Origin of the sequence: Nocardiopsis dassonvillei (genome assembly GCF_964273065.1) — a bacterium.
GTDB classification, from domain to species: domain Bacteria; phylum Actinomycetota; class Actinomycetes; order Streptosporangiales; family Streptosporangiaceae; genus Nocardiopsis; species Nocardiopsis dassonvillei_B.
Genome location: NZ_OZ186816.1, coordinates 40045 through 62158, shown reverse-complemented (window position 1 = coordinate 62158; position 22114 = coordinate 40045). Strand labels below are relative to the sequence as shown.

General features: G+C 70.1%; 27 protein-coding genes. 6 read left to right on the top strand and 21 right to left on the bottom strand.

The window, feature by feature from the left end; genetic code table 11:
• Positions 1-430: 430 nt before the first annotated feature.
• Positions 431-1051, top strand: a complete 621-nt coding sequence (locus ACSUPR_RS29615) for a tetratricopeptide repeat protein (RefSeq protein ID WP_436892279.1) — start codon at positions 431-433, stop codon at positions 1049-1051.
• 116 nt (positions 1052-1167) lie between these two features.
• Here the strand turns inward: ACSUPR_RS29615 and ACSUPR_RS29610 are convergent, their stop codons facing one another.
• Positions 1168-1461 carry a hypothetical protein gene (locus ACSUPR_RS29610; RefSeq protein WP_436892278.1) on the bottom strand — a complete coding sequence of 98 codons (294 nt, stop codon included), beginning with the start codon at positions 1459-1461 and terminating at the stop codon, positions 1168-1170.
• Between the two features lie 256 nt (positions 1462-1717).
• Between ACSUPR_RS29610 and ACSUPR_RS29605 the strand changes: the two genes are divergently transcribed.
• Positions 1718-1906 (top strand): hypothetical protein, encoded by a 189-nt coding sequence (locus ACSUPR_RS29605; protein WP_436892277.1) that lies wholly within the window; start codon positions 1718-1720, stop codon positions 1904-1906.
• 9 nt (positions 1907-1915) lie between these two features.
• Here ACSUPR_RS29605 and ACSUPR_RS29600 read toward each other — a convergent pair whose 3' ends face one another.
• Positions 1916-2989: a tyrosine-type recombinase/integrase gene (locus ACSUPR_RS29600; protein ID WP_436892276.1), complete on the bottom strand. Its 1074-nt coding sequence runs from the start codon at positions 2987-2989 to the stop codon at positions 1916-1918.
• A 152-nt stretch (positions 2990-3141) separates the two neighbouring features.
• Positions 3142-3528: a hypothetical protein gene (locus tag ACSUPR_RS29595; protein ID WP_436892275.1), complete on the bottom strand. Its 387-nt coding sequence runs from the start codon at positions 3526-3528 to the stop codon at positions 3142-3144.
• A 504-nt stretch (positions 3529-4032) separates the two neighbouring features.
• On the opposite strand from ACSUPR_RS29595, the gene ACSUPR_RS29590 reads away from it, so the two are divergent.
• A complete protein-coding gene (locus tag ACSUPR_RS29590) occupies positions 4033-4290 on the top strand; it encodes a hypothetical protein (RefSeq protein ID WP_436892273.1) in 258 nt (85 codons plus the stop codon).
• A gap of 194 nt (positions 4291-4484) precedes the next feature.
• Here the strand turns inward: ACSUPR_RS29590 and ACSUPR_RS29585 are convergent, their stop codons facing one another.
• From ACSUPR_RS29585 to ACSUPR_RS29570, 4 genes are all read right to left on the bottom strand, one after another.
• On the bottom strand, positions 4485-4670 hold the full coding sequence (locus ACSUPR_RS29585; protein ID WP_436892272.1) for a DUF2188 domain-containing protein: 186 nt from the start codon (positions 4668-4670) through the stop codon (positions 4485-4487).
• Positions 4671-4987: 317 nt separating this feature from the next.
• On the bottom strand, positions 4988-5113 hold the full coding sequence (locus tag ACSUPR_RS29580) for a hypothetical protein (RefSeq protein ID WP_436892270.1): 126 nt from the start codon (positions 5111-5113) through the stop codon (positions 4988-4990).
• Positions 5114-5365: 252 nt separating this feature from the next.
• The gene (locus tag ACSUPR_RS29575) at positions 5366-5956 is read right to left on the bottom strand and encodes a tetratricopeptide repeat protein (protein WP_436892269.1); all 591 of its coding nucleotides are present in this window, start codon (positions 5954-5956) and stop codon (positions 5366-5368) included.
• A gap of 149 nt (positions 5957-6105) precedes the next feature.
• Positions 6106-6312, bottom strand: a complete 207-nt coding sequence (locus tag ACSUPR_RS29570) for a hypothetical protein (RefSeq protein ID WP_436892268.1) — start codon at positions 6310-6312, stop codon at positions 6106-6108.
• A 352-nt stretch (positions 6313-6664) separates the two neighbouring features.
• Between ACSUPR_RS29570 and ACSUPR_RS29565 the strand changes: the two genes are divergently transcribed.
• Positions 6665-8323 (top strand): tetratricopeptide repeat protein, encoded by a 1659-nt coding sequence (locus tag ACSUPR_RS29565; protein ID WP_436892267.1) that lies wholly within the window; start codon positions 6665-6667, stop codon positions 8321-8323.
• Positions 8324-8479: 156 nt separating this feature from the next.
• Positions 8480-9589: a hypothetical protein gene (locus ACSUPR_RS29560; protein WP_436892266.1), complete on the top strand. Its 1110-nt coding sequence runs from the start codon at positions 8480-8482 to the stop codon at positions 9587-9589.
• A gap of 161 nt (positions 9590-9750) precedes the next feature.
• Here the strand turns inward: ACSUPR_RS29560 and ACSUPR_RS29555 are convergent, their stop codons facing one another.
• From ACSUPR_RS29555 to dnaN, 8 genes are all read right to left on the bottom strand, one after another.
• The gene (locus ACSUPR_RS29555) at positions 9751-9876 is read right to left on the bottom strand and encodes a hypothetical protein (protein WP_436892265.1); all 126 of its coding nucleotides are present in this window, start codon (positions 9874-9876) and stop codon (positions 9751-9753) included.
• 139 nt (positions 9877-10015) lie between these two features.
• Entirely contained in the window at positions 10016-10204 is a 189-nt protein-coding gene (locus ACSUPR_RS29550) for a hypothetical protein (protein ID WP_436892264.1), read from the bottom strand.
• A gap of 386 nt (positions 10205-10590) precedes the next feature.
• Entirely contained in the window at positions 10591-11214 is a 624-nt protein-coding gene (locus ACSUPR_RS29545; protein WP_436892263.1) for a hypothetical protein, read from the bottom strand.
• Between the two features lie 179 nt (positions 11215-11393).
• Positions 11394-11630: a hypothetical protein gene (locus ACSUPR_RS29540; protein ID WP_436892262.1), complete on the bottom strand. Its 237-nt coding sequence runs from the start codon at positions 11628-11630 to the stop codon at positions 11394-11396.
• Positions 11627-12064 carry a hypothetical protein gene (locus ACSUPR_RS29535; protein WP_436892261.1) on the bottom strand — a complete coding sequence of 146 codons (438 nt, stop codon included), beginning with the start codon at positions 12062-12064 and terminating at the stop codon, positions 11627-11629. The genes ACSUPR_RS29540 and ACSUPR_RS29535 overlap by 4 nt, the downstream gene beginning before the upstream one ends.
• A 163-nt stretch (positions 12065-12227) precedes the next feature.
• Positions 12228-12797 (bottom strand): NUDIX hydrolase, encoded by a 570-nt coding sequence (locus ACSUPR_RS29530; protein ID WP_436892260.1) that lies wholly within the window; start codon positions 12795-12797, stop codon positions 12228-12230.
• A 32-nt stretch (positions 12798-12829) separates the two neighbouring features.
• Complete coding sequence (locus ACSUPR_RS29525) at positions 12830-13378, bottom strand: NUDIX domain-containing protein (RefSeq protein ID WP_436892259.1); 549 nt, start codon at positions 13376-13378, stop codon at positions 12830-12832.
• Positions 13379-13552: 174 nt separating this feature from the next.
• Complete coding sequence (dnaN, locus tag ACSUPR_RS29520) at positions 13553-14719, bottom strand: DNA polymerase III subunit beta (RefSeq protein WP_436892257.1); 1167 nt, start codon at positions 14717-14719, stop codon at positions 13553-13555.
• Positions 14720-15264: 545 nt separating this feature from the next.
• On the opposite strand from dnaN, the gene ACSUPR_RS29515 reads away from it, so the two are divergent.
• Positions 15265-16074, top strand: coding sequence for a hypothetical protein (locus ACSUPR_RS29515; RefSeq protein WP_436892256.1), 810 nt, complete (start codon positions 15265-15267; stop codon positions 16072-16074).
• Positions 16075-16608: 534 nt separating this feature from the next.
• Here ACSUPR_RS29515 and ACSUPR_RS29510 read toward each other — a convergent pair.
• The 6 genes from ACSUPR_RS29510 to ACSUPR_RS29485 form a co-directional block, all read right to left on the bottom strand.
• Positions 16609-18825 (bottom strand): hypothetical protein, encoded by a 2217-nt coding sequence (locus tag ACSUPR_RS29510; protein WP_436892254.1) that lies wholly within the window; start codon positions 18823-18825, stop codon positions 16609-16611.
• Between the two features lie 273 nt (positions 18826-19098).
• Positions 19099-19458, bottom strand: a complete 360-nt coding sequence (locus ACSUPR_RS29505; protein WP_436892253.1) for a hypothetical protein — start codon at positions 19456-19458, stop codon at positions 19099-19101.
• Positions 19459-19533: 75 nt separating this feature from the next.
• The gene (locus ACSUPR_RS29500) at positions 19534-20274 is read right to left on the bottom strand and encodes a hypothetical protein (protein WP_436892251.1); all 741 of its coding nucleotides are present in this window, start codon (positions 20272-20274) and stop codon (positions 19534-19536) included.
• Between the two features lie 3 nt (positions 20275-20277).
• Complete coding sequence (locus ACSUPR_RS29495; protein WP_436892250.1) at positions 20278-20694, bottom strand: hypothetical protein; 417 nt, start codon at positions 20692-20694, stop codon at positions 20278-20280.
• A 36-nt stretch (positions 20695-20730) separates the two neighbouring features.
• On the bottom strand, positions 20731-21450 hold the full coding sequence (locus tag ACSUPR_RS29490) for a hypothetical protein (RefSeq protein ID WP_436892249.1): 720 nt from the start codon (positions 21448-21450) through the stop codon (positions 20731-20733).
• Between the two features lie 32 nt (positions 21451-21482).
• Complete coding sequence (locus ACSUPR_RS29485) at positions 21483-21875, bottom strand: RRQRL motif-containing zinc-binding protein (RefSeq protein WP_436892248.1); 393 nt, start codon at positions 21873-21875, stop codon at positions 21483-21485.
• Positions 21876-22114 lie beyond the last annotated feature (239 nt).

Sequence of the window (22114 nt, the reverse complement as noted above, 5' to 3'; positions counted from 1 at the left end):
ACGAACAGCACAAGCAGGAGCAGCGGCCAACTGTCGGCCGTGCCCAGCAGTGCGACCGACAGGTCAACGACCAGGTCGGAAGGGGCGAGTACGGGCATGGGGTTCCTCCACCCAGGGCGAGCTGATCAGGATGCGATCAGCTTCAACCCGGCCCGGCGCGGTATGGACGCGTCAGAACGTCCGCGTCCAAGAGCGGCCAATCATTGACAGTTCCCGACACAGCGAGGCCTTTGCTGGCAGGATGTCTGACAGTTTCTGACAGCAGTAGCCACTGATCGGAAGGACTGGTGTGCCGCGGCCCTGGAAGCGTCCCACTATCCCCTCGGGCCCACTCGGCGAGCTCAACCGTGCGCTGCACGAGTTGCACCACCGGGCCGGCTGGCCCTCCTCCCGCGAGATCCAGCGGGCCTTGGAGGCCAAGGGGGTGCCCATGTCCCACACCAAGGTCCACGACACCCTCACCAAGCCGGTCTTGCCCACCAAGGGTGCGGTCGAGATGATCACCGAAGTCCTGGCCGAGACGGTCCGCGGCGCCGACGTCAACGCCGAGATCGACCGCCTCCTGGGCCTGTGGCAGGACGCCTCTCTGGACGCCCCGCCCTCTGCTCACGCGACCTCAGAGAGGCCCCAGAGCGAAGTATCTCGACCGACAACCGTGGAGAAGAAAGAGGAGCACAGGCAATCTCGTCAGTGGGCCAACCCCTGGCAGCAGGAGCGGCGGGAACGGGAACAGGCCGAGGCCGGTGACACCGACACGATGGTCAACTTCGGGATCCTATTGGCGAAGGAGGGCCGCATAAAGGAGGCCGAACACTGGCTCCGACAGGCCGCGGAAAAGGGCGACGCTAGGGCGATGATCCTCCTCGGGGACCTATTGGCGGAAACGGGCCGCCCAGAGGAGGCCAAACACTGGCTCCGACAGGCCACCGAAGAGGGCGACGCTAGGGCGATGGTCAACCTCAGATCCCTGCTGGAGGAAGCGGGCCGGGTGGAGCAGCCCAACCACTGGTGGCAACGGGAGCGGGGCTGGGAGCTCGGGGGAGCCGAGTGAGGGCTGCCGTGGTGTCGGGGCGTGCTCGGCTGCTGCTGTTTTCGCCGGTTCCTGGCTTCCGATAAGTGGGCCAAATCGTGGGTCAGAAGGAGTGATCCCCTAGACCTCTTCCAGGGTCAGGCCACCCCGAGCCTCTCCCCGATCCGCTTCAGGGCGGCGGTGATCTTGCCCAGCAGCACGGCTGCCTGACCGGTGTCGCCGCTGACTAGGTTGTGGATGTTGCCCAGCCACCGCTTGAGCTTGGTGAGCATGCCCTCGGAGGTATCCGAGGCGGGGCCTGCCTGCTCCACCCGTTCCACCTGGTCCAGGAGTTCGCCCTTGTCGTCGACGTCCAATGAGGCCAGCGGGGCGACCTGTCGAATTTTTGAGTACATCAGAGCTGTGACCTGCGAGCACAAAACGGCTCGCATTTGAGCACGCTGGGCTATTGGTGTGCTCACCACCTGTGGTGAGAGTGGGATGCATGACCACACTCACCCGGATCCCCCAGGGGTCCGCCGCGAGCGTCCGGCTCAGGACGCCGCCTTGCCGACCACCTTCGAGCGGGATCATCCCGGCGCCTGGCACACCGTCGGGTTCGGGTCCGCAGGGTGTGGTCGGAGCATCCGGTTTTCGCTGGTCCCAGGCTGGATCACAACCGGAGGTCCCGGCGTGGAGGGAGCGGAGATGATCGAGGTGCGCGCGGCGCTGATCCTGGTGGCCAGCACGGGGTGCGCGGCCCTGGCAGGGGCGCTGCGGTTGGCGGCGGGGGCGTCCTGGCCCGACGCGCTGCTCGCGGCCGGGGCCGCGTTCGGCGCGGCGCTGGGCGTGCTGGTGCTGGTGGTCAAGCAGGACCGCTCCCCGGGAGGGTCGTGAGCGGGCGTCTTACAGTCCGACGTGGCGCAGGGGGTTGTCGGTCCAGGCGTCGGCGGGGCGGATGTAGGCGTCGATGGCGGTGGAGCGCTCGGCCCACCGGCCCTGGCGGGCGATCCAGGCCCGCGGCACCCTCGCGGCCGCGGCGGCGGTGGCCGGGCCGGCGCGCAGCGAGTGCGCGGTGACCCCCTCCAGGCCGACCTGTGCGGCGAGCCGTTTCACGACGAGGTTGATGCCGGCCCCGGACATGCGCCCGGTGCCGCGACCGGCCGCGCCGGGGCTGCCCAGGGGGCGGCCGTGCCGGTCGATGGAGCGCAGGAGGGGGCCCTGGGCGGCGCCGGCCTCGGCCAGGGCCCGGTGGTAGGCGACGGTGGTGCGCACCGGGCAGGTGAGCAGGTGGGTGCCGTAGGGCACGGCGACCGTCACCCCGGCGGCGTCCTTGTCGGTCTTGGAGGCGGCGACGAACACCTCCAGTCCCTCGGGGACGGCGCGCAGGTCGGTGGTGTCCAGGGCGGCGAGCTCGGAGCGGCGGGCCATCATCGCGTAGCCGAGCAGCAGCAGGGTGCGGTCGCGCAGGCCCCGCAGGTCCTCGCCGGCGGCGGTGAGCATGAGCCGCAGCTGCTCGACGGTCAGCGCGGGGGCGCGGCGCCGGCGCCCCCCTTCTTTGGCCCACTGGCGGGTGTAGGAGCGCAGTGCCAGCCGGGCGGCCTTGGTGGTGAGGGCGTGGCCGTCGGCGTGGTGGCGTGAGGCGATGGCGCCCAGGGCGCGGTCGATGGTGGCCGGGGCTGCCCCGGCGGTGGCGAGGTGGTCGACGTAGGAGGCCAGGGTCTCGGCGGTGGCCGGCAGCGGGGTGCGCCCGGCGCTCGCGCACCAGGCGGTGAAGGCCGTCCAGTCGCGGGTGTACCCCTTCTGGGTGGAGGGGGCCCAGCCGTCGGCGACCCGGGCCGCGGCCGAGGGGGTGAGCTCGGCGTCGGCCGGGCGGAACAGCGCCCCCGGCGCCGGGGGCGGCGGCATCGGGGCGGGGAGGGCGGTGGGCGGGTCCTGGCCGTCGTCGAAGAGCACCCCTGGCTCGCGCTCGCCCGCCATGGTGCCCCTCCCGCCGCGGCCCCGCCCGGGCCCGTTTTGACTTTCGACAAGTGAGCTTATCGAAAGTCACAACGCAAAAAGGGGCCTCCCGGCCCCCGTCCCCCTCCCCATGGGGTCCGGCCTCGAATCCCGCGTGCGGTTCCGAGGAGTTGTCAGTTCTGGTTGAGGGGGCGGCACAGCAGGTAACAGCACGCCGCCAGGGTGATGATCCATACGATCAGGGCACACCCCAGAGCAACCCACGCCGCGGCTCCGGCGATGGCCCCGATACCCCCGAGGACCGCCGCGGGAACCGAGGTTCCGGCGAGGGCGAGCGTCACCATCAAGGACTTCTCCGTGAACGAACCCTGAAGGAGCTGGCTGCGCAAGGTTGCCTGGGCCCCGAGGCGTTCGAAGCTGCCCTCAAGGGAGCAGTGGGATGAAGAGGCCGGCCCGTCGACCATCACATCGGCCCTGGCCCGTGGTTGCTCCTCGCCCAGGTCGATCTCCTCGACCTCATCCGAGTGCTCGGTGGGTGGCTGCCCCGAAAGTTCCCCCATGGGATGACCTCCGTTGTTGAGTTGTCAAGCGACGACGACGCGGGCGAGACCCAGGGGGGAACCGACCTCGCGCCCGCCGGCGCCTACGGCGCCGGACATCCACTAGTCACCTTAGCATACGGGATGATCATCATACGCATATGGGACGCGCATCATATGTGAGTCATGTGATCCAAGGATGTACAAAGTTGACGTCTATGACCCCCATATACGTTGACTGTGATGCACAAATCAAGCATACTTGTACCGCATGACGATCGCGCTCCGTGGAGGCTGAGCATGGGTACAACGGCTGTCGCAGCGGTAAGCACATGGCTCATCGCAACCCCGTCCGAGCCGGCACCGACGCCGGCGAGCGTGTGGCGCCACACCCCCCTTGGCACCACCTGCACCCCTGGATTCAGTCGACACGCACAGATCGCTTTCGAATCTGGCCATGCCACCTGCGCTCAACGGTGAGCTGCAGGCACCCCTCAACCGCATAAGACGAACCCGGGGAGCCGTATGTCGTTCAATACAAAGACCGAGACGCCACCAGGATCCGGGCCGCACCCTCAAACCGCATCGCGGGTGACGGTCAATCTGACCAAGCGTTCCACTCAGGCTCTGGCCGAGGCGGTAGAGGCGACCGGCGAGACCCGAACCGATGTCATCAACCGCGCCCTGCAGGTCTACGCCTACCTTGAGGAGGCCTTCGGGCGAGGCGACCGCCTCTACATCGAGAACTCAGAGGGCACCCGTGAACGTTTGCGGTTCTTCTGATATAGGATGACCGTATGACAGGGATGAACGGATCATATGACCGTTTCACTCTGATCTGTCGCCGATGTTGAGAGCGCCGGACATCCACTCACCTGTACCTCCCAACGTCGACAACCGACGGCGCGCTCTGCCTGTGCCGTCCTTGAGTGATTCAGGGCCCCTGCCACTTGTCCGGCGGGGGCCCTTTCGCCTGTTCAGCCGCGCGAGCGGCGCGGATCACGACTACGCGGATAGGTGTTGCGCTCACCGATCCGGCCGTCCTGGCTGTGAATGACGTGCTCCACGCCGCGATCGATCGCCATCTCCCGACCCTTGGCCTGGGCTTCGGCCTTGGTGGAAGCGGTGTTGGACGCCCTCTCGTTGCCCTCGGCCCTGTTCACCCATCGGCCGTCCTGTCAGGTGGTGTGGATGTCTCCCTTGGCCATGCTGGCCTCCTCCCGGGGTTCCCACGAACCCCGTGCCAGCCTCCCAGGTGGATACGACAAAAGCCTGTCTCATGGTCACCTGGTGGGCATCAAAAACACGCATATCATGCTGGTGTCATGTCCACGCTCTTATGGAAGCACCGCGATCGAACGCAACACAGCCGCACGGTGGGCCTTACCATGTGTCAGGTGTTGTACCAAGGCGGTCGGGGCACAAAAAGCCCCCCGCGCAACCGAGCGTTGCGCGGGGGGCTCATGACCGGGGCGTGACCTCAGGCGGGCTTACGCTCGGTGCCCGGCTTCTCCTCCACCGGCTCCGGTTCCGGGGCCGGGACCGGGTCGAGCGGGTCCCACGGCAACCGGGTACCGATAGACGGGCCGCCCTTGGATCGGTGCACGGGGGTCTCCTTCCCCTGGGGGCGCCGGGTGCGCCCGCTCACGGCGTGGCCTACCCCGCGCCGGCGGCGGGCAGGCCCCGGTGGCCGGAAGCGGCCCTACCGCCAAATCGGCCCGCGACTTCTGTAGCTACGGCGAGCCGCCAGGTACGGACGTGGCCTGTCCCGGCCACCGGGGCCTGCCAGTCAGTCTCAAGCCCCGTGACGGATCCGCTCGATGGCCATCGCCGGGGCCGCCTCGTGGCGCGCCCGGCTTCACCGTCGCCCCGAGTTGCGCAGTGCTATCCGCAGGTTCTTCTCGATGTCCTGACGCAGCGGATGCCCCGCACCAAGGCGGACGCTGGCCTCGTAGGCCCAGCGCAACCGGTCGACCGCGGGCCCGAAAGAGCCGGTGGCGAACAATGCCGCGCCCAGGGCGTTGGCCGTGGCCAGGGTGTCCTCGTGGTGCCCGCCCAGCTTCCGACTGCGGCGCCGCAGGGTGTCCTCCAGGACCTTGATGCCCTCACCCGCCTGGCCGAACAGCAGCGCCGTCCCGTAGTTGTGGGCATAGGCCAAGGTGTCCGGGTCGTTACGGCCCAGGACACGGATGCCCTGGCGCATGGCCTCCTGGTGCAACTGCGCCGCCTCGGTGGTCCTGCGCTGCTGGAACAGCACCGAGCCGAGCAGGTTGCGTAGGGCGATCACCTCCGGATGTCGTTCTCCGAGCTCGGCCTCGCACTCGGCCAGCAGGGGCCAGAGCTTCGCCTCCGCCTGGTCGTGCTCTCCGTGGTCGTAGAAGCCGCGCGCCTCACGAATGCGCCTGTCCAGGTGCTCGGGGACCGCCCTGGGGTACCGCCGCACTGACACCACTCTCCCTGTCCTGGACACCTGAGGGCGCCATCGCGCCCGAGGCGGAGCTTTACCCTTTTCCGGTGCGTTGGCAAGGGGGTGCGCTAGCAGGTTCTGGCTGACCTGTGGAATCAAGGCCCCGTTCTCCCGCCTCCGGGCCCGGGGTTCTACGGGCGGGGATCCTCCTCGGACCCGCGGTGGGGGCGCAGCAGGGCCAGGACCTGGCGGGCGCGGCGGCGCCGGCCAGGGTCGCGCGACCACACCGCGGGGACGGCCACCAACAGGACGAGCAGCAGCAGCGGCCAGCTGTCGGCGGTGCCCAGCAGGGCGACCACCACCTCCAGGGCCGGTTCGGGAACAGGGTGTGCAGACATCAGGAGGCTCCTCGTCACGGGTGGGCTGAACGGAATGCGACCAGCCTGAACCCGCCTCGCCCGGGGGTGGACGAGCCCGGACAACGGTGGCCGAGTTCGGCCGAACACTGACAGGCCGGGGCGGCGGGAAGCCTGTGCTGGCAGGATGTCTGACAGTTCCGGACACCCAAGGACCGCCCCCTCGCCCCCTCTCTTCCGCACAGGAGCTGGTGTGCCCCGACCCTGGAAGCGCCCCGGCCTGCCCCCGGGCCCGCTCGAAGAGCTCAACCGTGCGCTGCACGAGCTGCACCACCGCGCCGGCTGGCCCTCCTCCCGCGAGATCCAGAGGGCCCTGGACGCCAAGGGGGTGCCCATGTCCCACACCAAGGTCCACGACACCCTCACCAAACCGGACCTGCCCACCAAGGGCGCGGTCGAGATGATCACCGAGGTCCTGGCCGAAACGGTCCGCGGCGCCGACGTCGAGGCCGAGGTCGCCCGCCTCCTTGGGCTGTGGGAGAGCGCGGCCCTGGACGAGCGCTCCCCGGAGCCGACCGCACAGCAAGACTCCGCTGAGGAGGGCTCCCACCTGGAGCAGGCCGCCAGCGAACCGCAGCAGGAAGAGCCTGCCGAGGAAGAGGATGCATCCCCGGGCTCCGACCGCCCCCACCAGGACGAGGGAACCCACAAGGCGCAGGCTCTGCCTCCCGACGAGAGTCCACTGGGGCGGCTCCGCCGGGCCTTTGAGTCCGGGGAGGACGGCGAGGCCCTGTACGAGCATGTCGAGCTGCTGCAGGACCTGGGCCAGGGCGAGGAAGTCGCGGAAATCTGCCGCGCCGCCGCGGAGACGGGCGATACCCGGGCCATGCACATCCTGGCAGGCATAGCCGACGACCCTTCTGAGGCCGAGCAGTGGTACTTCCGCGCGGCCGAGGCCGGCAACGCCGACGCGATGTCGAGCCTGGGCAATCTGATGGAGGAAACCGGCCGTCTCCAGGACGCCGAGCGCTGGTATCAGGACGCCCTCCAAGCCGGGGACACCAACGTGATGACGCGGCTGGGCTCGTTGACGGAGAGGATGGGACGGTTCCAGGAGGCCGAGCGCTGGTACCGGCGCGCCCTCAAGGCCGGGGACACCATCGCCTTGTGGTACCTGGGCTGTCTGGCCGAGAAGACCGGCGACTTCCGGGAAGCCGAGCAGTGGTACCGCCAGGGTGCTGAGGCCGGTGAAAGCTACTCCCTGGAGTACTTGGGTCGCTTGCTGGAGAAGGTCGGCCGTTTCCAGGAGGCCGAGCGGTGGTACCGCCGAGGAGCCGAGGCCGGTAACACCGATGCCGGGGAGAGTTTGGACGCTCTGGCGAAGAAGGCCATCGACCGCGAGAAAGCTGCGGAGAAGTACCGCAAGAGGGTCGATACCGGTGGCGACGGCTACGAGTGGTCCCGGGCCTTTTGGGCTGAGCGGGCCGGTCTGCTCGAGGAGGCCGAGCGCTGGTATCTCCTGGGCGCTGAAGAAGGAGATGCTGACGCCATGTGGCACCTGGGCCTCTTGGCGGAGCAAGCCGGTCGCCTGTGGGAAGCCGAGCGCTGGTACCGGCGCTACCTCAAAGCAGGCGGCGACGCCGCCCTGCACTACCTGGGTCGTTTGGCGGAGAGGAGGGGCGACCTCCAGCAAGCTGAGCAGTGGTACCGCCAGGGAGCCGAAGCCGGAAACACCAGAGATATGTACTATCTGGGCGCTTTGGCGGAGAGGAAGGGCAACCTCCAGGAGGCTGAGCAGTGGTACCTCAAGGGAGCCGAAGCTGGAGACACCGATGCCATGTGGAACTTGGGCCAGCTCTTGGAACAGGATGGCCGTTCCCAGGAGGCCGAGCAGTGGCGGCTCCGACGCGAGAGGGCCGAGGACCACGGTGGTTCGGAAGCCGAACCACCGCCCCAACCTGAGAAGGCCACGGGGGGTAGCAAGGGTGGAACCAGCGATCAGGCCCCGGTCACCTTCTGGCAGAAGCTCCGCGATGCGTTCGGCGGGGTCTGAACGCTCTGAAGGGATGTCCTCCGGACGGGCCGCTGGCTCTGGACCTGCGCACGGGAAACTCCTATTCCGCGCCTTCCCGGGCAGGCCCTGAGTGGCCGGGACAGACCATTGCCCCTTTCGGTATTGCCTTGTTTGCCCCTGTTGGAGGAGGAAAGCGTGCACCAGGATAACCTGTTCGAGAGCGTCAAAAATGGGGGTCACTGGTTCAAAAGGCTGAATCACAGGCTTATCGATGAAATCAGGCAAGGGCTAGCCTCCGACATCAACGACGACGACGTCGCTCATGCCCTCCTCTATCTGCTAATCGACGACTTGTTCCTGGATCCGGAGTTTGACGGGCGCCTGAACAACATCGAGACCGGTGCGGTCATCCGATGCCTCACGGTCGTGCTCTGGCGGCTGGGAATCGAGTTTAAGCCACCGTTCCACGACAAGCGCGGCTACCAGTCCTTCTGCATGGACAATAACAACGGGCGCGACACCGACTTGACACTGGTATTCGCACCTGTACGAGAGGCTTTGGAGCGACGTGACCGGCTCCATGGCGGAGGCGGGCTTCGAGGCCTGCGCGGCGAACTGCGCAACCTCATCTTCGCCGCCCAGTACAAGCCGGAGATTGTTTGGCGCGACGTGACGGCAGGAACCATCGAGATTACGAAGAACAAGCAGCATTGCCTGCTGTATGACCGCCCGGTTAGCGCCCAAGGACTCACCTGGGGCGAACTCCTTGATTGGTGGAAGCACCAGGACGGCAACTACGCCCTTCCAGAAGAGTCACTGCGCACAACGCTTCGGAACCGTCTCCTGCGATCCCTGAACAAGAGCGAGCCTGAGCGGCTGATGCTGGATTTCTACTGGCGGCTCTCCCTGAACAAGGGATTCGATACCTCTCCTGCCCTGCTGCCGCAGGTGTACCTCCACTTCGACCCGCTCACCCAACAGCAGAGAATCCAGCGAGCGGAAGGTCAGGTTCTTCCACGTCAGCGCATGGACTTCTTGCTGCTCGCCCCGAGCGGTCGCCGGTACGTTCTGGAACTGGACGGCAAGCATCACTACTCGCGTGATGGAGTGCCAGCGCCGGACCTGTACGCGGAGATGGTGCGTGAAGACCGGCGTATCCGACTCCAAGGCTATGAGGTGTACCGCTTCGGCGGCGCGGAGTTTAGCAACGCCAAGGCGGCGGAAGCCATGCTGGGTGAGTTCTTCAGGGAACTTCTCGGCGGAGTGCAAGGCAAGGAGCACAAAAACTTCGAGGGGCCCTTCTAAAACACGAAAAGCCCCTCGCGCTCCGACTGTTCCGGAGTGCGAGGGGCTTTGTGGTGTGCAGATCAGGTGTGAGCGGCCATGGGAGCTACCAGGGTTGGGCTCTGATGGGGGTGTGAGTAACAACGGAACAGGATCGTGCGCTAAGCGTTCGTCCTATGACCTCAGCCGGGCTTGCGCTCGGTGCCCGGCTTCTCCGGCACCGGTTCCGGCTCGGGGGCCGGCGGGAGGGGATCCAACGGGTCGAACCCGCGGCTGCCGACGCCAGGGCCCTGCTTGGATCTGCGCACGGGGGTCTCCTTCCCTAGGGGTATCCGGTGCGCCCGCCGGGAAGCGGCCTACCCCGCGCCAACGGCGGGCAGGCCCCGGTGGCCGAAAGCGACCCTACCGCTGACGAGAATTTCTTCCGAGATCCTCCTCGACCCCCATCTACCGCTGGCGGCCCCGGTGGTCCTCGTCCTCGGGCAGGGCCTCCTCCTTGACCAACGTGGCTAGCAGCCCCACAGCCGCACCGAGTGCCGCCCCTGCCACCAGCAGAGCTTCGGGCCACGAGGCCTCGGCCGCCAACCGCAGGGCACCTGCCAGGACTGCGCACCCGCCAGCGCCAATCAGGATCACCGTTATCCGAACGGTCATGTCAACCACCTCCACCCGATTACGGAGATCGGTGGTGGCTATGACATGAGACCGGGGCCTGCTCACCGGGCGATCCCTCCCGATCCAAGTAGGCTCAGTTCTCCCGAAGCTACTCACGGGTTACTTTGCCCCTCGCCGTAGCTTCGGGAGAACTGGGGCGGCAACCGCGTGCCCGCCGACGGGCCGCCTCCCTTGGATCGGTGCACAGGGGTCTCCCCTGCGGGCGCCGGGTGCGCCCGCTCGCGTGCGGGGTCTACCCCGCGCTGGCGGAGGGCAGGCTCTGGTGGCCGCCAGGGGCCACGGCCGGATGCGGCCGGGAACTCCCGGACTTCGGGAGTCCGGGAGTCCGGAACTTCTGGTGTGTGGCATCAGTCTTCAGGTGGCGGCGGGTCTGCCTCATCGGAGATCCGCTGCACGGAGAACAGCCCGCAGGTATCGGATCCCATCACTCCGGTCAGAGTGTCGGCGTCTTCGAGTTCACCGCTTAGGCCGACCATCTGGTAACCCGAGTCGTTGTCGATCCAGTAATCGGGATCCAGCAACAGGTGTCCTGCCTGGTAAGTTCCGACAAGAGCGTACGAACCGGAATCAACCCCTGGATTTTCAGGCACAGGATAGAACTTGAATGCCGCTCGGACCTGATCGCGCGCATCGGAGTCATGGGTGATTTCCAAGGTCAGTCCGGTTTCACCCTGGCTGCACTCATAAGTGCCCCGCCATACCCCCGTCAGATCATCGACCACAACGCCAGCAATAGTTCCGGCCTCGGAGACCGGACTAGGTTTTTCCTTGATCAGACCTGCCTCTCCTCCCTGGCCAGGAGAAGGTATGGATGCAGATTCGGCAGGCGGTGAAGGGTTCCTCGGAAAAAAGTAAGAAGCCGCAGCGAATCCTCCTCCTCCGAAGACGAGGGGGAAAAGTGTCAGGCCGAGCACCCAGGTCAAGGTCTGATGCCTGTTTACGAAGCTCTTTTTTTCGTGCTCGTCGCCCATGGGGGCCCTCTCTAGGACTGGAGAGAAAGCTGGAGGCAGCTCGTTGCCTCCTCTCGTACGACGTGGAACGCAAACCAGTCGTTCCAGGCAGCCACACCAGCCCTAAAATGCAGAAAGCCCCGCACCCCGGGGTTCCGGGGTGCGGGGCTTCATGGTGCGGCTGCCAGCCAGGGCGGATCTCAGGAATCGGTACGTGCCCGGGCTGTCGACGGCTTCGGGTTCTGTTCGGCGGCCACCATCGTGGCGGCTGCCAACGCGAGGGTGGCGTGCACCTGGGAGGCCGCGGCCAGAGCGCGAGCCACGTCAGGTTGGTCGGCCGCGTAGCCCTGAGCTTGCAGTGACAGGTTCTCTGCCGCCCGGTGCGCCATGTCGTACTCGTGCCGGTGGCTCATCTTGCTCGCCTCTTCTTCCTTCACCGCTGCGGGACCTTGATCGTGCGGATCCAGTTCGTGCACGCCTGGTCGACCTGTTCCTCGGACAGGTTCTCCAGCAGCACCTCGAAGGCCGTGGCGCGCACCTGCTGGACCCACATCTGTCCGGCCACGGTGCCGGGAAAGCCGGGGTGGATTTGGGAGGCGATGGCCGCGACCAGCTCGTCGCTGGGGTCCGCGAAGAAGTACAGGGCGTACCTGGCCAGGTTCGCGCGGGGGATCGCCTGCGCCTGGGCCGGCCGCAGGAGAATCTGGTACAGCGGTCCGCCGATGTTCTTCCGGATGTAGTGCAGGTCGTCGTGGTGCTCTTCGGCGACCTGGCTCCAGAACTTGCGATACAACGGGCTCTCGGGGTCGGGCAGCATCATCAGGAGACGGATCAGGCGGTCGATGTGGGCGGGGCCGGTCTCGTGGGTCATGGACACCTTCCGGGAGAGGGGCACCGGGCGCGGTCACGGTACAGCCGTGTGACGGCCGGGGTGGGGTGAAGGCCGCATGCGGCCACGGGAAGTCCGAGCAACACTGTGTTGCGAGCCTGCGGCCGCCCCTCCCCTCGGAGGGGCGGCCGCAGCGTGAACGTGGTCAGCGGATCGGGGTCGGAGCGGCCTGGGCGTAGTCCAGGACCACGGCCAGGTCCGCCGGGTCGGCGTCGACCAGGCCGAGCATGTCGGCCATGTACACCCACACCGGTTCCATGCCGGGGGCGGCCTGCCAGTCGGTCTCCGGGAGGCGGCCGTGGACGTAGGCGATGGTGCGCTCGGCGAGGAACTGCAGCTGGCCGGGGGTGCACCAGTGGGTCGCGCGGACCTCGTCGGGGGCGGCCGTCACGGTCCCGGACCAGGTGCGGGCGCGGTAGACCATCCACTCGTGGCCGCCGTGCGGGAGCGCGGGGATGTCGGCTCCGCACCGGTTGGGGAGCCACCGGTGCAGCACCAGGTCCAGGTCGCCGGGGGCGACGGTGAGCCCGTACTCCTCCTCGGTCTCGCGCACCGCGGCGTCCAGGTGGGTGGCGCCGGGGCGGACGTCGTCGACGTGGCCGGCGGGCCCCAGAGCGATCCCGGCCGGGGCGGTGGCGCGGGTGTGCGCGAGCAGCCGCCCCGCCTCGTCGAAGATCAGCACCGCAGTGCTCTTGCCGTCGCAGATCCAGGTCATCGTGTCTCTCTCCTTCGAGGGGGTGGGGGTGATCAGGCGTGCAGGGAGGGCGGGGTGGCCGCCAGGCGCTCGATCGCGGCCAGGTCCTCGTTGGGCAGATCGACGTGCCCCAGCTCGAAGAACCACTGGCACCACACCGGTTCCAGACCGGGCCGGGCCGCGAACTCCTTCGCGCTGATGAGTCCGGCGGCGTGGTCGGCGGTCCGCTCGGCGAGGTGCTGGAGCTCGCCCAGGTCCCACCACCCGACCCGGGCGACCTCACGCTGGGAAGGGGCGAGGTCGCCGGTGACGGTGGCGGTGAAGATCCGCCAGGTGTGGCCGGTCGACCCGGCCCGGCGGCACCGGCCGGGGTGGCGGCCGCCGACCGCGTGCGGGGTGAGGCCGGTGACCTTCAGCCCGACCTCCTCGAACACCTCCTCCCTGGCCGCCGACTCGTAGTCGGCGTGCTCGTCCAGGGCGTGGCCGGCCACCGGAGCGATTCCGGCGGGGAGGGTGCCGCGCTCGATCATCAGCAGCTCGGTGCGGTCGGGCGACCAGATGAGGACGCCGACGCTGGTTCCGCAGCACTTCTTGCTCGACATACTGGGGGTGCTCCTTCGCAGTGGGAGTGCATGCAGCGGCCCGCCCCTGGTCCTTGGCCGAATCGGGGGCGGGCCGCGTGCTTTTTCGTCACACGCACTTCGCGTGACGGCGGACCGGGCGGTCCCCCCGCCGGCCCCGCGGTGTGCGCGGGGCGGGCAGAGACACCGCCCGGGTCAGGGCTGGCGGATGGGCATGACGATGTGGGTGTAGCCGGTCTCCTCGTCGTCGTCGGTGCGCACCAGCAGCGGCCGGTCCACCGGGCCCAGGGACAGGCGCATCCGCTCCCGGCGGGGGGCGGTCAGCGCGAGCAGCAGGTAGTCCGGGCGCACCGCGAGGCGGATCTCGTCCTGGTCGGTGTCGACCTCGGCGGTCACCTCCTCCGAGGCGGCGCTCTCGTCGTCGGCTCCGGCGCTGACCACCAGGCCGCCGGGGGTGATGGTGATCCGCACGGCCGTGCCGCGCGCGGCGAACAGCTGCACGCGGCGAATGGCGTCGACCAGGTCGGCGGTGGCCACGGTGATCTCGGTGTCCACCTCGGGTAGGAACTGCTTGGCGCGGTCCCAGCCGACGGTCTCCGATCCGATGAGGCGGGTGCACAGCCGCAGCCCGTCCCCGTACAGGGCCAGCACGTCCGCGGTGCCCTCCCCCGTGGCCAGGCCGATGCCGAGCCCCTCGCCGGCCTTGGCCATGGCCTTGGCCGCCTGGGCGAGCACGGTCGCGGGCACCAGCGCCTTGTGCTCCTGGTCGTCGTTGGCCAGGGCGGGTGTCCAGGGGGCGGTGGCCAGAGCGAACCGGTACCGGTCGGTGGCGGTGGCCATGAGCCCGGTCTCGGCCAGGGTCAGCTCGATCCCGCACATGCCCGGGTAGGAGGAGTCGGTGTCGGCGGCGTCGACGACCTGGCGGGTGGCCTCGGCCAGGTCGGCCGCGGCCATGGTGCCGATCGCCTCGGGCCAGGCCGCCAGGGTGGGGAAGTCCTCGGCAGGCAGGGTGCGGATGCTCGCGTTGGTGGCTCCGCAGGACACCGTCACCCGGTCGCCGCTGAGGGACAGGGTGACCATCAGGGTGCGCGGCAGGGTGGCCAGCAGCGACGCGAACAACCTGGCGGGCAGGACGACCTGGGCGTCGCCGTCGGCGTCGATGTCCAGGTCCACGCGGGCCCAGGTGTCGTAGTCACCGGTCGTGGCCACGGTGCCGTCGGGGGTGATGGCCAGGTGGACACCGGCCAGTACCGGGACGGTGCAGATGGTCGGGGTGTGGGTGGCCACCCAGCCGATCCGGTCGGCCAGGTGGCCGACGGACGCGGTCAGGGTGGTGGCGCGGGTCGCGGTGGCAGTGGCCATACTGGAAGCGCTCCTTCGTCATAGGGGGAGTGATCGGCCCGCCCGGGTTCTTGGTGGTTCTGGGGCGGGCCGTCTTGTGTTCGTGGGCCGTGCGGTCCCCCCGGCCACCCCGCCGCGGTGTGGGGCGGGGTGGTCAGGGCCAGCGCACGGGTCAGGCGGACAGGCGGTCGTCGGCGGCGTCCTCCAGGGCGGCCTCGGCTTCGGGGGTTGAGGAACAAGCGACCAGGATCCGGCGCTAAGCCTCCCGGCCTGGTTGGCTGGTCGCTGACGGTCACCCCCTTGACGCGACCGGAGGGTCACGTTGCTGTTGCCAGGCGTTCGGGAGCACCGCGCCGTTTGCGGCTGGTGACACGTTCGTTAACGGCACCCCGAAGCGGGGCACGCTGTGCGGCGCCAGCGTTCGCCGGGGCGGTGGTTTTCACCTGGGCTGCTCGACGGCCCTGTACGGGGTGCCATAGCCTCGGGGCGTTTTCCCCCGGCCGATGAGGCCCCGCCGCCGCGGTCTGCGGGCGGCCGGGCTGTTCGTGACGCGAATGAGGATCACCGTGACGCCACCCCCCACGCCCGCACCCGCCCTTGTCCCGGCTCCCCGTCGCCGAGGGGCCGGGCGCGTCCTGCTCGTCGGAGGCGGGGCTGCGGCGCTGGCGTTGTCCGTGATGGTCGGGTGGGCCCTGGGCCGCGACTTCTCCGAGTCCGCAGCGCCAGCGGTCCAGGGGGTGCAGGCCTCCCCGACGCCGGGGCAGGAGTCCCCGACAGAGCAGGTTTTCGGGGAGGTCGCCGGCGGGTTCGTCGTGCACGAGGGCCGCCACCGGGTCGCCGACCGCTATCCGGCCGGGTTCCCCAACACCCCGGAGGGTGCGGTGTCGGCGGCGGTCCACGAGATCCGGGCGCTGGCCACCCTGGATACCGAGGACCTGGTGGAGGCGGGCAGCGTCTACTACGGGTACGACGTCACCCCCGACGTCATCGAGGAGAAGCTGTTCCCTGACCGTGCCCTGGGGATCGAGTTGTCGATGCCCCCAGGCGCGGTCTTCGCCCCGGAGGGCTTCCCCGCCCCGGGAGCGTCCTACCAGGTCGTGCCGGTCGGCGTGCATTGGGAGGAACTGGAGGAGGGTCTGGTGCGGGTCATAGTGCTGTCCGAGGACGAGATCAGCGACGGCCGCGGGCTGGAGTTCTCCCGCACTTACGTCCACGGGCGCCACATGCGGTGGGAGCCTGAGGTCCGCGGCGGCGACTGGATCGTGGTCGAGGTCGGCGACCCCATCTACGCGGACGACTATGGCCCCGATCCGGCGGCCCTCACCCTGGACGACGACCGGTGGACGCCGCTCATCGCGGGCGGAACGTCGTACTGACCGGCGCCTCGCGAAAGGTCTGCGTGTACTGGTCCGGCGGACGCCCCTCGGGCGGGGGCGCCGGGTACCGGCCCGGCGAGGGCGTGCTCTTGTCACAGGGCACCCTCGATGCGGCCTCTCTCGCCGTGGCCGATGCGCGGCGCGGTACGCGCTGTCCTGCGTGGCCTTGGGCCGGTCGGGCCCGATCAGCTGGACAGGGTGGTCAGTGCGGTCAGGGCGGTGGTGCCGCCCGAGCCGGTGCCGCCGACGACGATGCCGTGGCGGGGGCGCCGGTGGTGGCGGCGCCCAGCCGCACCCGCAGCGGCTCGGTGGCAGTGGTGGTGTTCACGGTGTTCTCCTCACGGTGGGTGATGCCGCCCCGGGGCCGGGGCGGGTTGTCTCGGTGTCTCGGCCGGGGCCGGAGCCCGGGGTTTTCGGGGTCTGGCGGGGGTTTGTCTCGCGCGAGAATCGGGTGATTGTTCACGTTCAGGTACAAAGCGGGTGAGACATCCGGAGTGGATGTCTCACCCGCCACGTGGTGACCGGGCGTGACCTTTAGGCGGCCAGCTGCCAGCCGCCGCGGTTGGGCAGCGCCTCGATGACCCCGGCCTCGGCCAGGTCGTCCAGGGCGCGCGAGACGGTGGCCCGGGAGCACTCCTCGGCCTCCCGGACGCGCTTTTCGATCTCGCCGCGGCGCAGCGCCCCGCACTCGATGAGCAGCTCCAGGACCCGCTTGGCCGCCCCCGACCACCTGGCGAGCAGCCGCTCGTGCGGGTCACGGCCCGCCTCGGCGAGGATGCCCAAACCGAGGTCGCGGTCGGTGAGCAGCGCCGGGTCGATCGAGGTCGGCAGGTTGTCCAGCGACGGGTTGACGAAGTTCGCCAGCGCCACCTGCGGTGCGGTCGCCTCCCGGGCGCCCGGGGTGCGCCCCGTCTCGTAGGCGGCCAGGCGCTCCTCGGCGTCGGCGACCTGCTGGGCGGCGATCTCGTGGCGGCGCCGGTACAGGCCCCCCGATCCGGCGTCCAGGGCGCCGGCCGCGAGCGCATCCAGCTCCTGGGGCGCGCCTTCGAGTGCGGCGTCCATGAGGGCGGCGGTGACCTCGTTCGGCGCCCACGCAGCCCGGAACGCCACATCCCGTCCCTCGGCGGTGAGGCCGACGCCGGTGATCTTGGGCAGCGCGGAGGGGTCCAGGGTGATGTCGGCGATCATCGACGCCTGGTTCCGGCTCACCCGCAGCGCGACGGTGTTGCCGGCGGTGACGTTGGCGCGCACCGCGTCGGACCCGCCGAAGGAGTCCAGGCCGTAGATCTGGGAGGCCAGGACCAGGGCGACCCCGGCCGCGCGGCCCTCGCGGGCGATGCGCCCCCACCGGTAGGCGTTGTCGGCGTTGATGACGGCGTGGCACTCGTCCACGATCACCAGCACCCCGGGCCGGGCGAAGCTCGGCGTGAACCCGCTGGTCTTCAACCGCGCCGAGTTCTCCAGGCCGCGCGCCTCCACCAGTTCCACCAGACCGGACAGCAGCCGGTCCCACGTGGCAGGGTCGTTGGGGACCGCCCAGTGCGCCCGGTCGAAGATCCGCGGGCTCGATCCGCCGTTCTTGGGGTCCAGGTAGAACACCACGGTGTTCTTGGTCTCCCACGCGCCCAGGGCGAGGTTGTCGATCAACCCGCTCTTGCCGCTGCCGGTGCTGCCCGCGACGAACCCGCTCCACATGGAGTCGGCGGTGTAGAGGCGGTAGCGGGCCTGGCCGTCGCCGTCGGCGTAGGGGCCGAGCCGGATGTGCACCTCCCCGTCGTCGCTGATGTCCAGGCGGCCGGCCTCCAGCGGCACCTTCTTGCTGAGTAGACCGACGGTGACGATCTTGATGTCCAGGATCGAGGAGTCGGGCTTGGGGTGCTCCTCGGTGGGCTCGGTGTGCTCGATGAGGATGTCGGCCTCGGACACGCCCAGGCCGGTGGCGATGTAGCCGATCGCGGCCCGCACGGAGGTGATGGTCTGGCGGGCGCGCACCAGGTGCAGCCGGCCGCGCACCCCGTAGGGCTGCTCGGTCAGGTCGGTGAGCTTGGTGCCGGGCAGCGGCCCCTGGGAGGAGGCCACGGTGGTGCGCCACTGGCGGGCGATCGGGTGCTCCCCCGGCGGCGGGGGCGGCGCCAGCTCCTCCTCCGCCACGGCCAGGACCCGGGGGACGCGGTGGTGCGCCCAGAACCGGCTCCCCAGCGCGAGCAGGGCCAGCAGGCCGACCAGGCCCGCCCACCACCAGGCCGTGAGGGTGGCCGGGGAGATGAGGATGACCGCGACCAGCCACAGGCCGGCCGCCCAGGAGCACACGCGGGCGTGGGCGGGGTCGATCTCGGCCCACTCCGAGGCGAGCTTCGTCGCCTTCCACCGGCGGGCCTTGACGGTGGACAGCACCCGCAAAGCGGCCCACGCGCCGGCGCCCGTGGCGAGCGCGAGCATCAGGCCGTGGGTGGCCGAGACCTCCGCGGCGCGGGCGGCGACCACACCGGCCGCTAGGACCACGCCGCCGACCTTCCACGGGTAGAACTGGGCGGCCATGTGCCGCCGGAGCGAACCCTCGCCGGGGCGGAACGCCAGCCGCCATCCGGCGGCGATGATCGCGCCCACGCCCTCGTGTCGGAGGGTGCGGGTCTCGGGCTGCTTGACGGGGTGCCCGAGGGCGGCCAGCACCTCGGGCGGCAGGGAGGCCGACCCCGGGACCGGGCCCGCCGGGGCGGGCGCCGGGGGGTTCTTCTTCGACTTGCGGGCCACGACGGCTCCTTCCAATCGGTGACTGTGCGTGTCCGCACCCGGGGCGGGAGCGGGTTGTCTCGATGTCTCACCCCGCCGGGGAACACCCCCGCAGGGGTGTCTCAGCCGGGGTTTGTCTCACAGAAAATCGGGAGATAGTTCGCGTTCGGGGACAAGCGTGATGAGACAACGGCGCGGGACGTCTCACCGCTGTCTCATCACGTTCAGTCACCGAAAACAGGCGAAGAGGGGGCCGCCCCCGCGTGCGGGGACGGCCCGGGAACGGCGCCGGGGTCAGCGGCCGCCGAGCTGGTAGCCCTTGTCGGCGGCCTGGCCGCGGCTGGCCTCGTAGGCCTCCTGCACGGCCCGGTTGACCTCTTCGAGCTTGGCGCGGGCCCGGATGGCCTGGGTGGTGTAGGCGACGCCCAGGTCCCGCAGCGTCGCCAGCTCCGAGGTGACCTCGGTGCCCATGTCCGCGGCGCGCATCTGCGCCTCGACGATCTCCAGCATGTCGTTGCACTGCTTGACCAGGGACCCGACACCGGTGATGGTCTGGGCGTGGGCGTCCAGGCCCGAGGCGTCGGAGTAGCGCAGCGTCGAGCTGGCGTTGGAGGCGGCGACGGTGTTCCCCGCGCCGATCTGCTGAGCGCTCATGGTGGTGGTGTTCCTTCCGGATAGGTGAGCGGGGCCGGCCCCGTGTCGGGTCCGGCCCCCGGGAATCGGTACTGGTCAGGGTGTGTGGGCGGCGCCGCGGGTGGCGCGCTCGTGGGCGATGAGCGCGGTGATCGCGCCGTCGACCTCCTCCGAGCTCATCTGGCCGATGGCCTCGGTGTCGGGGGCGTAGCCCGCGTTGGCGAGCATGGTCATCAGGACCATGCGCCGGTGCGGCAGCGGCGGCCGCACCGTCTCCTCATCGGGGTTGAGCAGCACGACATCCGAGCCCGGGGCGGTGCTCTCCTCGGTGACCGTGGACGACGTGGTCGTCGTCGTGGTCGTGGTGCGGGCGGTGCGCCGGGCGGCCCCGGGGACGCCGGAGCCGCCGGCGGCGGCCCCGGGCGGCGGGGCGTCGGGGGTGAAGGTGGTGTCCTCGTCGACGATCTCGGCGTCGATCACGTCCTCGGGCATCGGGTCCTCGGTGCGCCACCCCCACCGGGCCGTGAACCCCTGGCGCTGCTCCCGTCGTGCCTGACGTGCGGCTTTGCGCTCGGGCCGGGTGGCGCGCCGGTTGGCCCGCCAGGTGTCCAGGTCCTCGCAGGCGTCCAGCCAGCAGTGGCGGGCCACCATCTTCAGCCCGCCCCGCAGGTCCGGGTCGGCGGCCAGGCGCCGCTGCTCGCGGGCGGCCTTCTCCCGCAGCTTCGCCATCCGGTAGGCGTGGCTGGGCGGGGTCTTGCCGGTCGCCAGGGACCCGAAGTCCAGCGCGACATTCTTGATCCAGAAGGCGGCGACCGCCGCCAGGATGAGCATTTCCACTGGTCACCACCCCAGCAGCGGGCCGAAGATGTTGGTGCCCGCGGCCGCGAGGTTGGAGACGACGCCGCCGCCGACCCCGCCCACGGACCCGCCGGCGGCCAGCAGCACGACCGGCAGGCAGATCGCCGCCCACTGGCCGTGCTCGTCCAGCTTGCGGTCGCGCCAGACGTCGATGGCGACCATGACCAGGAAGAACACCGCGATGGCGGCCAGGACCGCGCCGACGGAGATGGGCTCGGGGAACAGGCCCAGGACGAACCCGAGCACCCAGGTGATGAGGTTGGTGGCCCAGCCCCCGAGGAAGCTGAAGGCGAACAGCGCCCCGCCGAAGACGGCGAAGAACCCGCTGATCAGCCAGTGCGCCTTCTTGCGCAGGAACCAGAACAGGGCCAGGCACAGAATCGCGCCGATGGTGAACATGGAAAAACTCCTCTCAAGGTTCGTGGTTTGTGCAGGTCAGAGCATGAACGCGGCCGACCCGGCCACCAGGGCCAGGACCGCCCAGGCGGTGGCGTGGCGGGCCGGGGACCGCAGCACCCAGATCAGGACGTGCAGGGCGGTGATGACCGCGATCGCCGGGGCGGCGTAGCCGCGGGCGGCGGCCCGCCACAGGCCCTGTTCGGGCAGGTGGGAGCCGTCCATGACGAACTCCCACTCCTCCTTGAGGGAGGGCTGGCGCTCGCGCCACACGTCCGGCGGGCGGAACGTCACGCCCAGCCAGGTGATGGCGCGGGCGGCGTCGGCCGCGCTGCGGCTCTCGGTCACGGCGACCAACGCCGTCTCCTTCGTCGTTTCGGGTGGGGTGTCGGGGACATCGGTGCTGGTGGCGGCCTCCTTGGAGGCCTCCTTCGGGGACGGCGGGGCCGTGGGCTTGGCACCCTGGCCCCGCTCCGGAGCAGGCGCCGGCGCCGCCGGGGCGGGGTCGGCGGGCTGCTCGGTGCGGGGCGCGGGGGCGGCCGGGGCCTTGGGCTTCGCCGTGGGCGGGGCCTGGGGGTTCAGGACCGCGGCCGCCAGCGCCTCGGGCAGCCCGGCCGGGGCCGCCGGGACGGCCTGCTCGGGCGCCGGGGCGGGCTCGGGGCGGGACGCGGCCGGCTGTCCCCAGGGCGGGGTGGGTGCGTCCTCGGGACGGCGGCCGCGTCCGGGAGCGCGGCCGGTGGTGGTGTTCGGCGGGACCATCGGCCCCTCCCATCTGTGCGTGTGTGTGCAGGTCAAGCCGCCGCAGCGGCGGCGCATCCGGTGCCCGGCGGGCAGGTGCGCCCCAGCGACGTGGGCAGGCAGTACTCGTGGACCAGGCCGCAGGAAGCGCAGGTGTGCCGGGCCAGCAAGGCGCGAGCCAGCGCCTTCTCGCGGGCCGGGGTCATCGGCCGCACCGGCCGGGCCAGGTCGACCCGGTACAGCCAGGCGATTCGGACCCCGCCCCGGGACCCGCCCGCCCGGGAGCGCCACATCAGCTGGGCGACCGGGTCCTGTCCGCCGGGGCGCAGCCCCAGCAAGCGGAGCTGGGATTTGGTGGCCAGGCCCTCGGGGGCCAGGTGGCGGGGGTAGGTCGGGATCCCGTAGCGCTCGCCCTCGGGGTCGTAGTACTTGCTGGTCAACGGCACTCCCTCCGGGTGTGGGGCGGGCCGCCGCCCGTGATGGGAGGCGGCCCGGCCGCGGGGTGCGCACCACCCGGGGGCGGGGCGCGGGATCGGTGGAATCGGTGGTGAATCGGCTCCTCCTCTTGCAGGTCGGGGGCGGACAGGGGGTGGTGGCGGGCGTCTGCGGCCTCCGACTCGCCCGGGAGCTGCTCTCGGTGGCATCGGCGGTCTCGCGCGCCCGACCTCGGAGTGGTGGACAGAGC

Coding starts and splice junctions, on each gene's coding strand:
- ACSUPR_RS29615 (WP_436892279.1), top strand. CDS start 431: ATGTCCCACACCAAGGTCCACGACACCCTCACCAAGCCGGTCTTGCCC.
- ACSUPR_RS29610 (WP_436892278.1), bottom strand. CDS start 1,461: ATGCGAGCCGTTTTGTGCTCGCAGGTCACAGCTCTGATGTACTCAAAA.
- ACSUPR_RS29605 (WP_436892277.1), top strand. CDS start 1,718: ATGATCGAGGTGCGCGCGGCGCTGATCCTGGTGGCCAGCACGGGGTGC.
- ACSUPR_RS29600 (WP_436892276.1), bottom strand. CDS start 2,989: ATGGCGGGCGAGCGCGAGCCAGGGGTGCTCTTCGACGACGGCCAGGAC.
- ACSUPR_RS29595 (WP_436892275.1), bottom strand. CDS start 3,528: ATGGGGGAACTTTCGGGGCAGCCACCCACCGAGCACTCGGATGAGGTC.
- ACSUPR_RS29590 (WP_436892273.1), top strand. CDS start 4,033: ATGTCGTTCAATACAAAGACCGAGACGCCACCAGGATCCGGGCCGCAC.
- ACSUPR_RS29570 (WP_436892268.1), bottom strand. CDS start 6,312: ATGTCTGCACACCCTGTTCCCGAACCGGCCCTGGAGGTGGTGGTCGCC.
- ACSUPR_RS29565 (WP_436892267.1), top strand. CDS start 6,665: ATGTCCCACACCAAGGTCCACGACACCCTCACCAAACCGGACCTGCCC.
- ACSUPR_RS29545 (WP_436892263.1), bottom strand. CDS start 11,214: ATGGGCGACGAGCACGAAAAAAAGAGCTTCGTAAACAGGCATCAGACC.
- ACSUPR_RS29535 (WP_436892261.1), bottom strand. CDS start 12,064: ATGACCCACGAGACCGGCCCCGCCCACATCGACCGCCTGATCCGTCTC.
- ACSUPR_RS29530 (WP_436892260.1), bottom strand. CDS start 12,797: ATGACCTGGATCTGCGACGGCAAGAGCACTGCGGTGCTGATCTTCGAC.
- ACSUPR_RS29525 (WP_436892259.1), bottom strand. CDS start 13,378: ATGTCGAGCAAGAAGTGCTGCGGAACCAGCGTCGGCGTCCTCATCTGG.
- dnaN (WP_436892257.1), bottom strand. CDS start 14,719: ATGGCCACTGCCACCGCGACCCGCGCCACCACCCTGACCGCGTCCGTC.
- ACSUPR_RS29505 (WP_436892253.1), bottom strand. CDS start 19,458: ATGAGCGCTCAGCAGATCGGCGCGGGGAACACCGTCGCCGCCTCCAAC.
- ACSUPR_RS29495 (WP_436892250.1), bottom strand. CDS start 20,694: ATGTTCACCATCGGCGCGATTCTGTGCCTGGCCCTGTTCTGGTTCCTG.
- ACSUPR_RS29490 (WP_436892249.1), bottom strand. CDS start 21,450: ATGGTCCCGCCGAACACCACCACCGGCCGCGCTCCCGGACGCGGCCGC.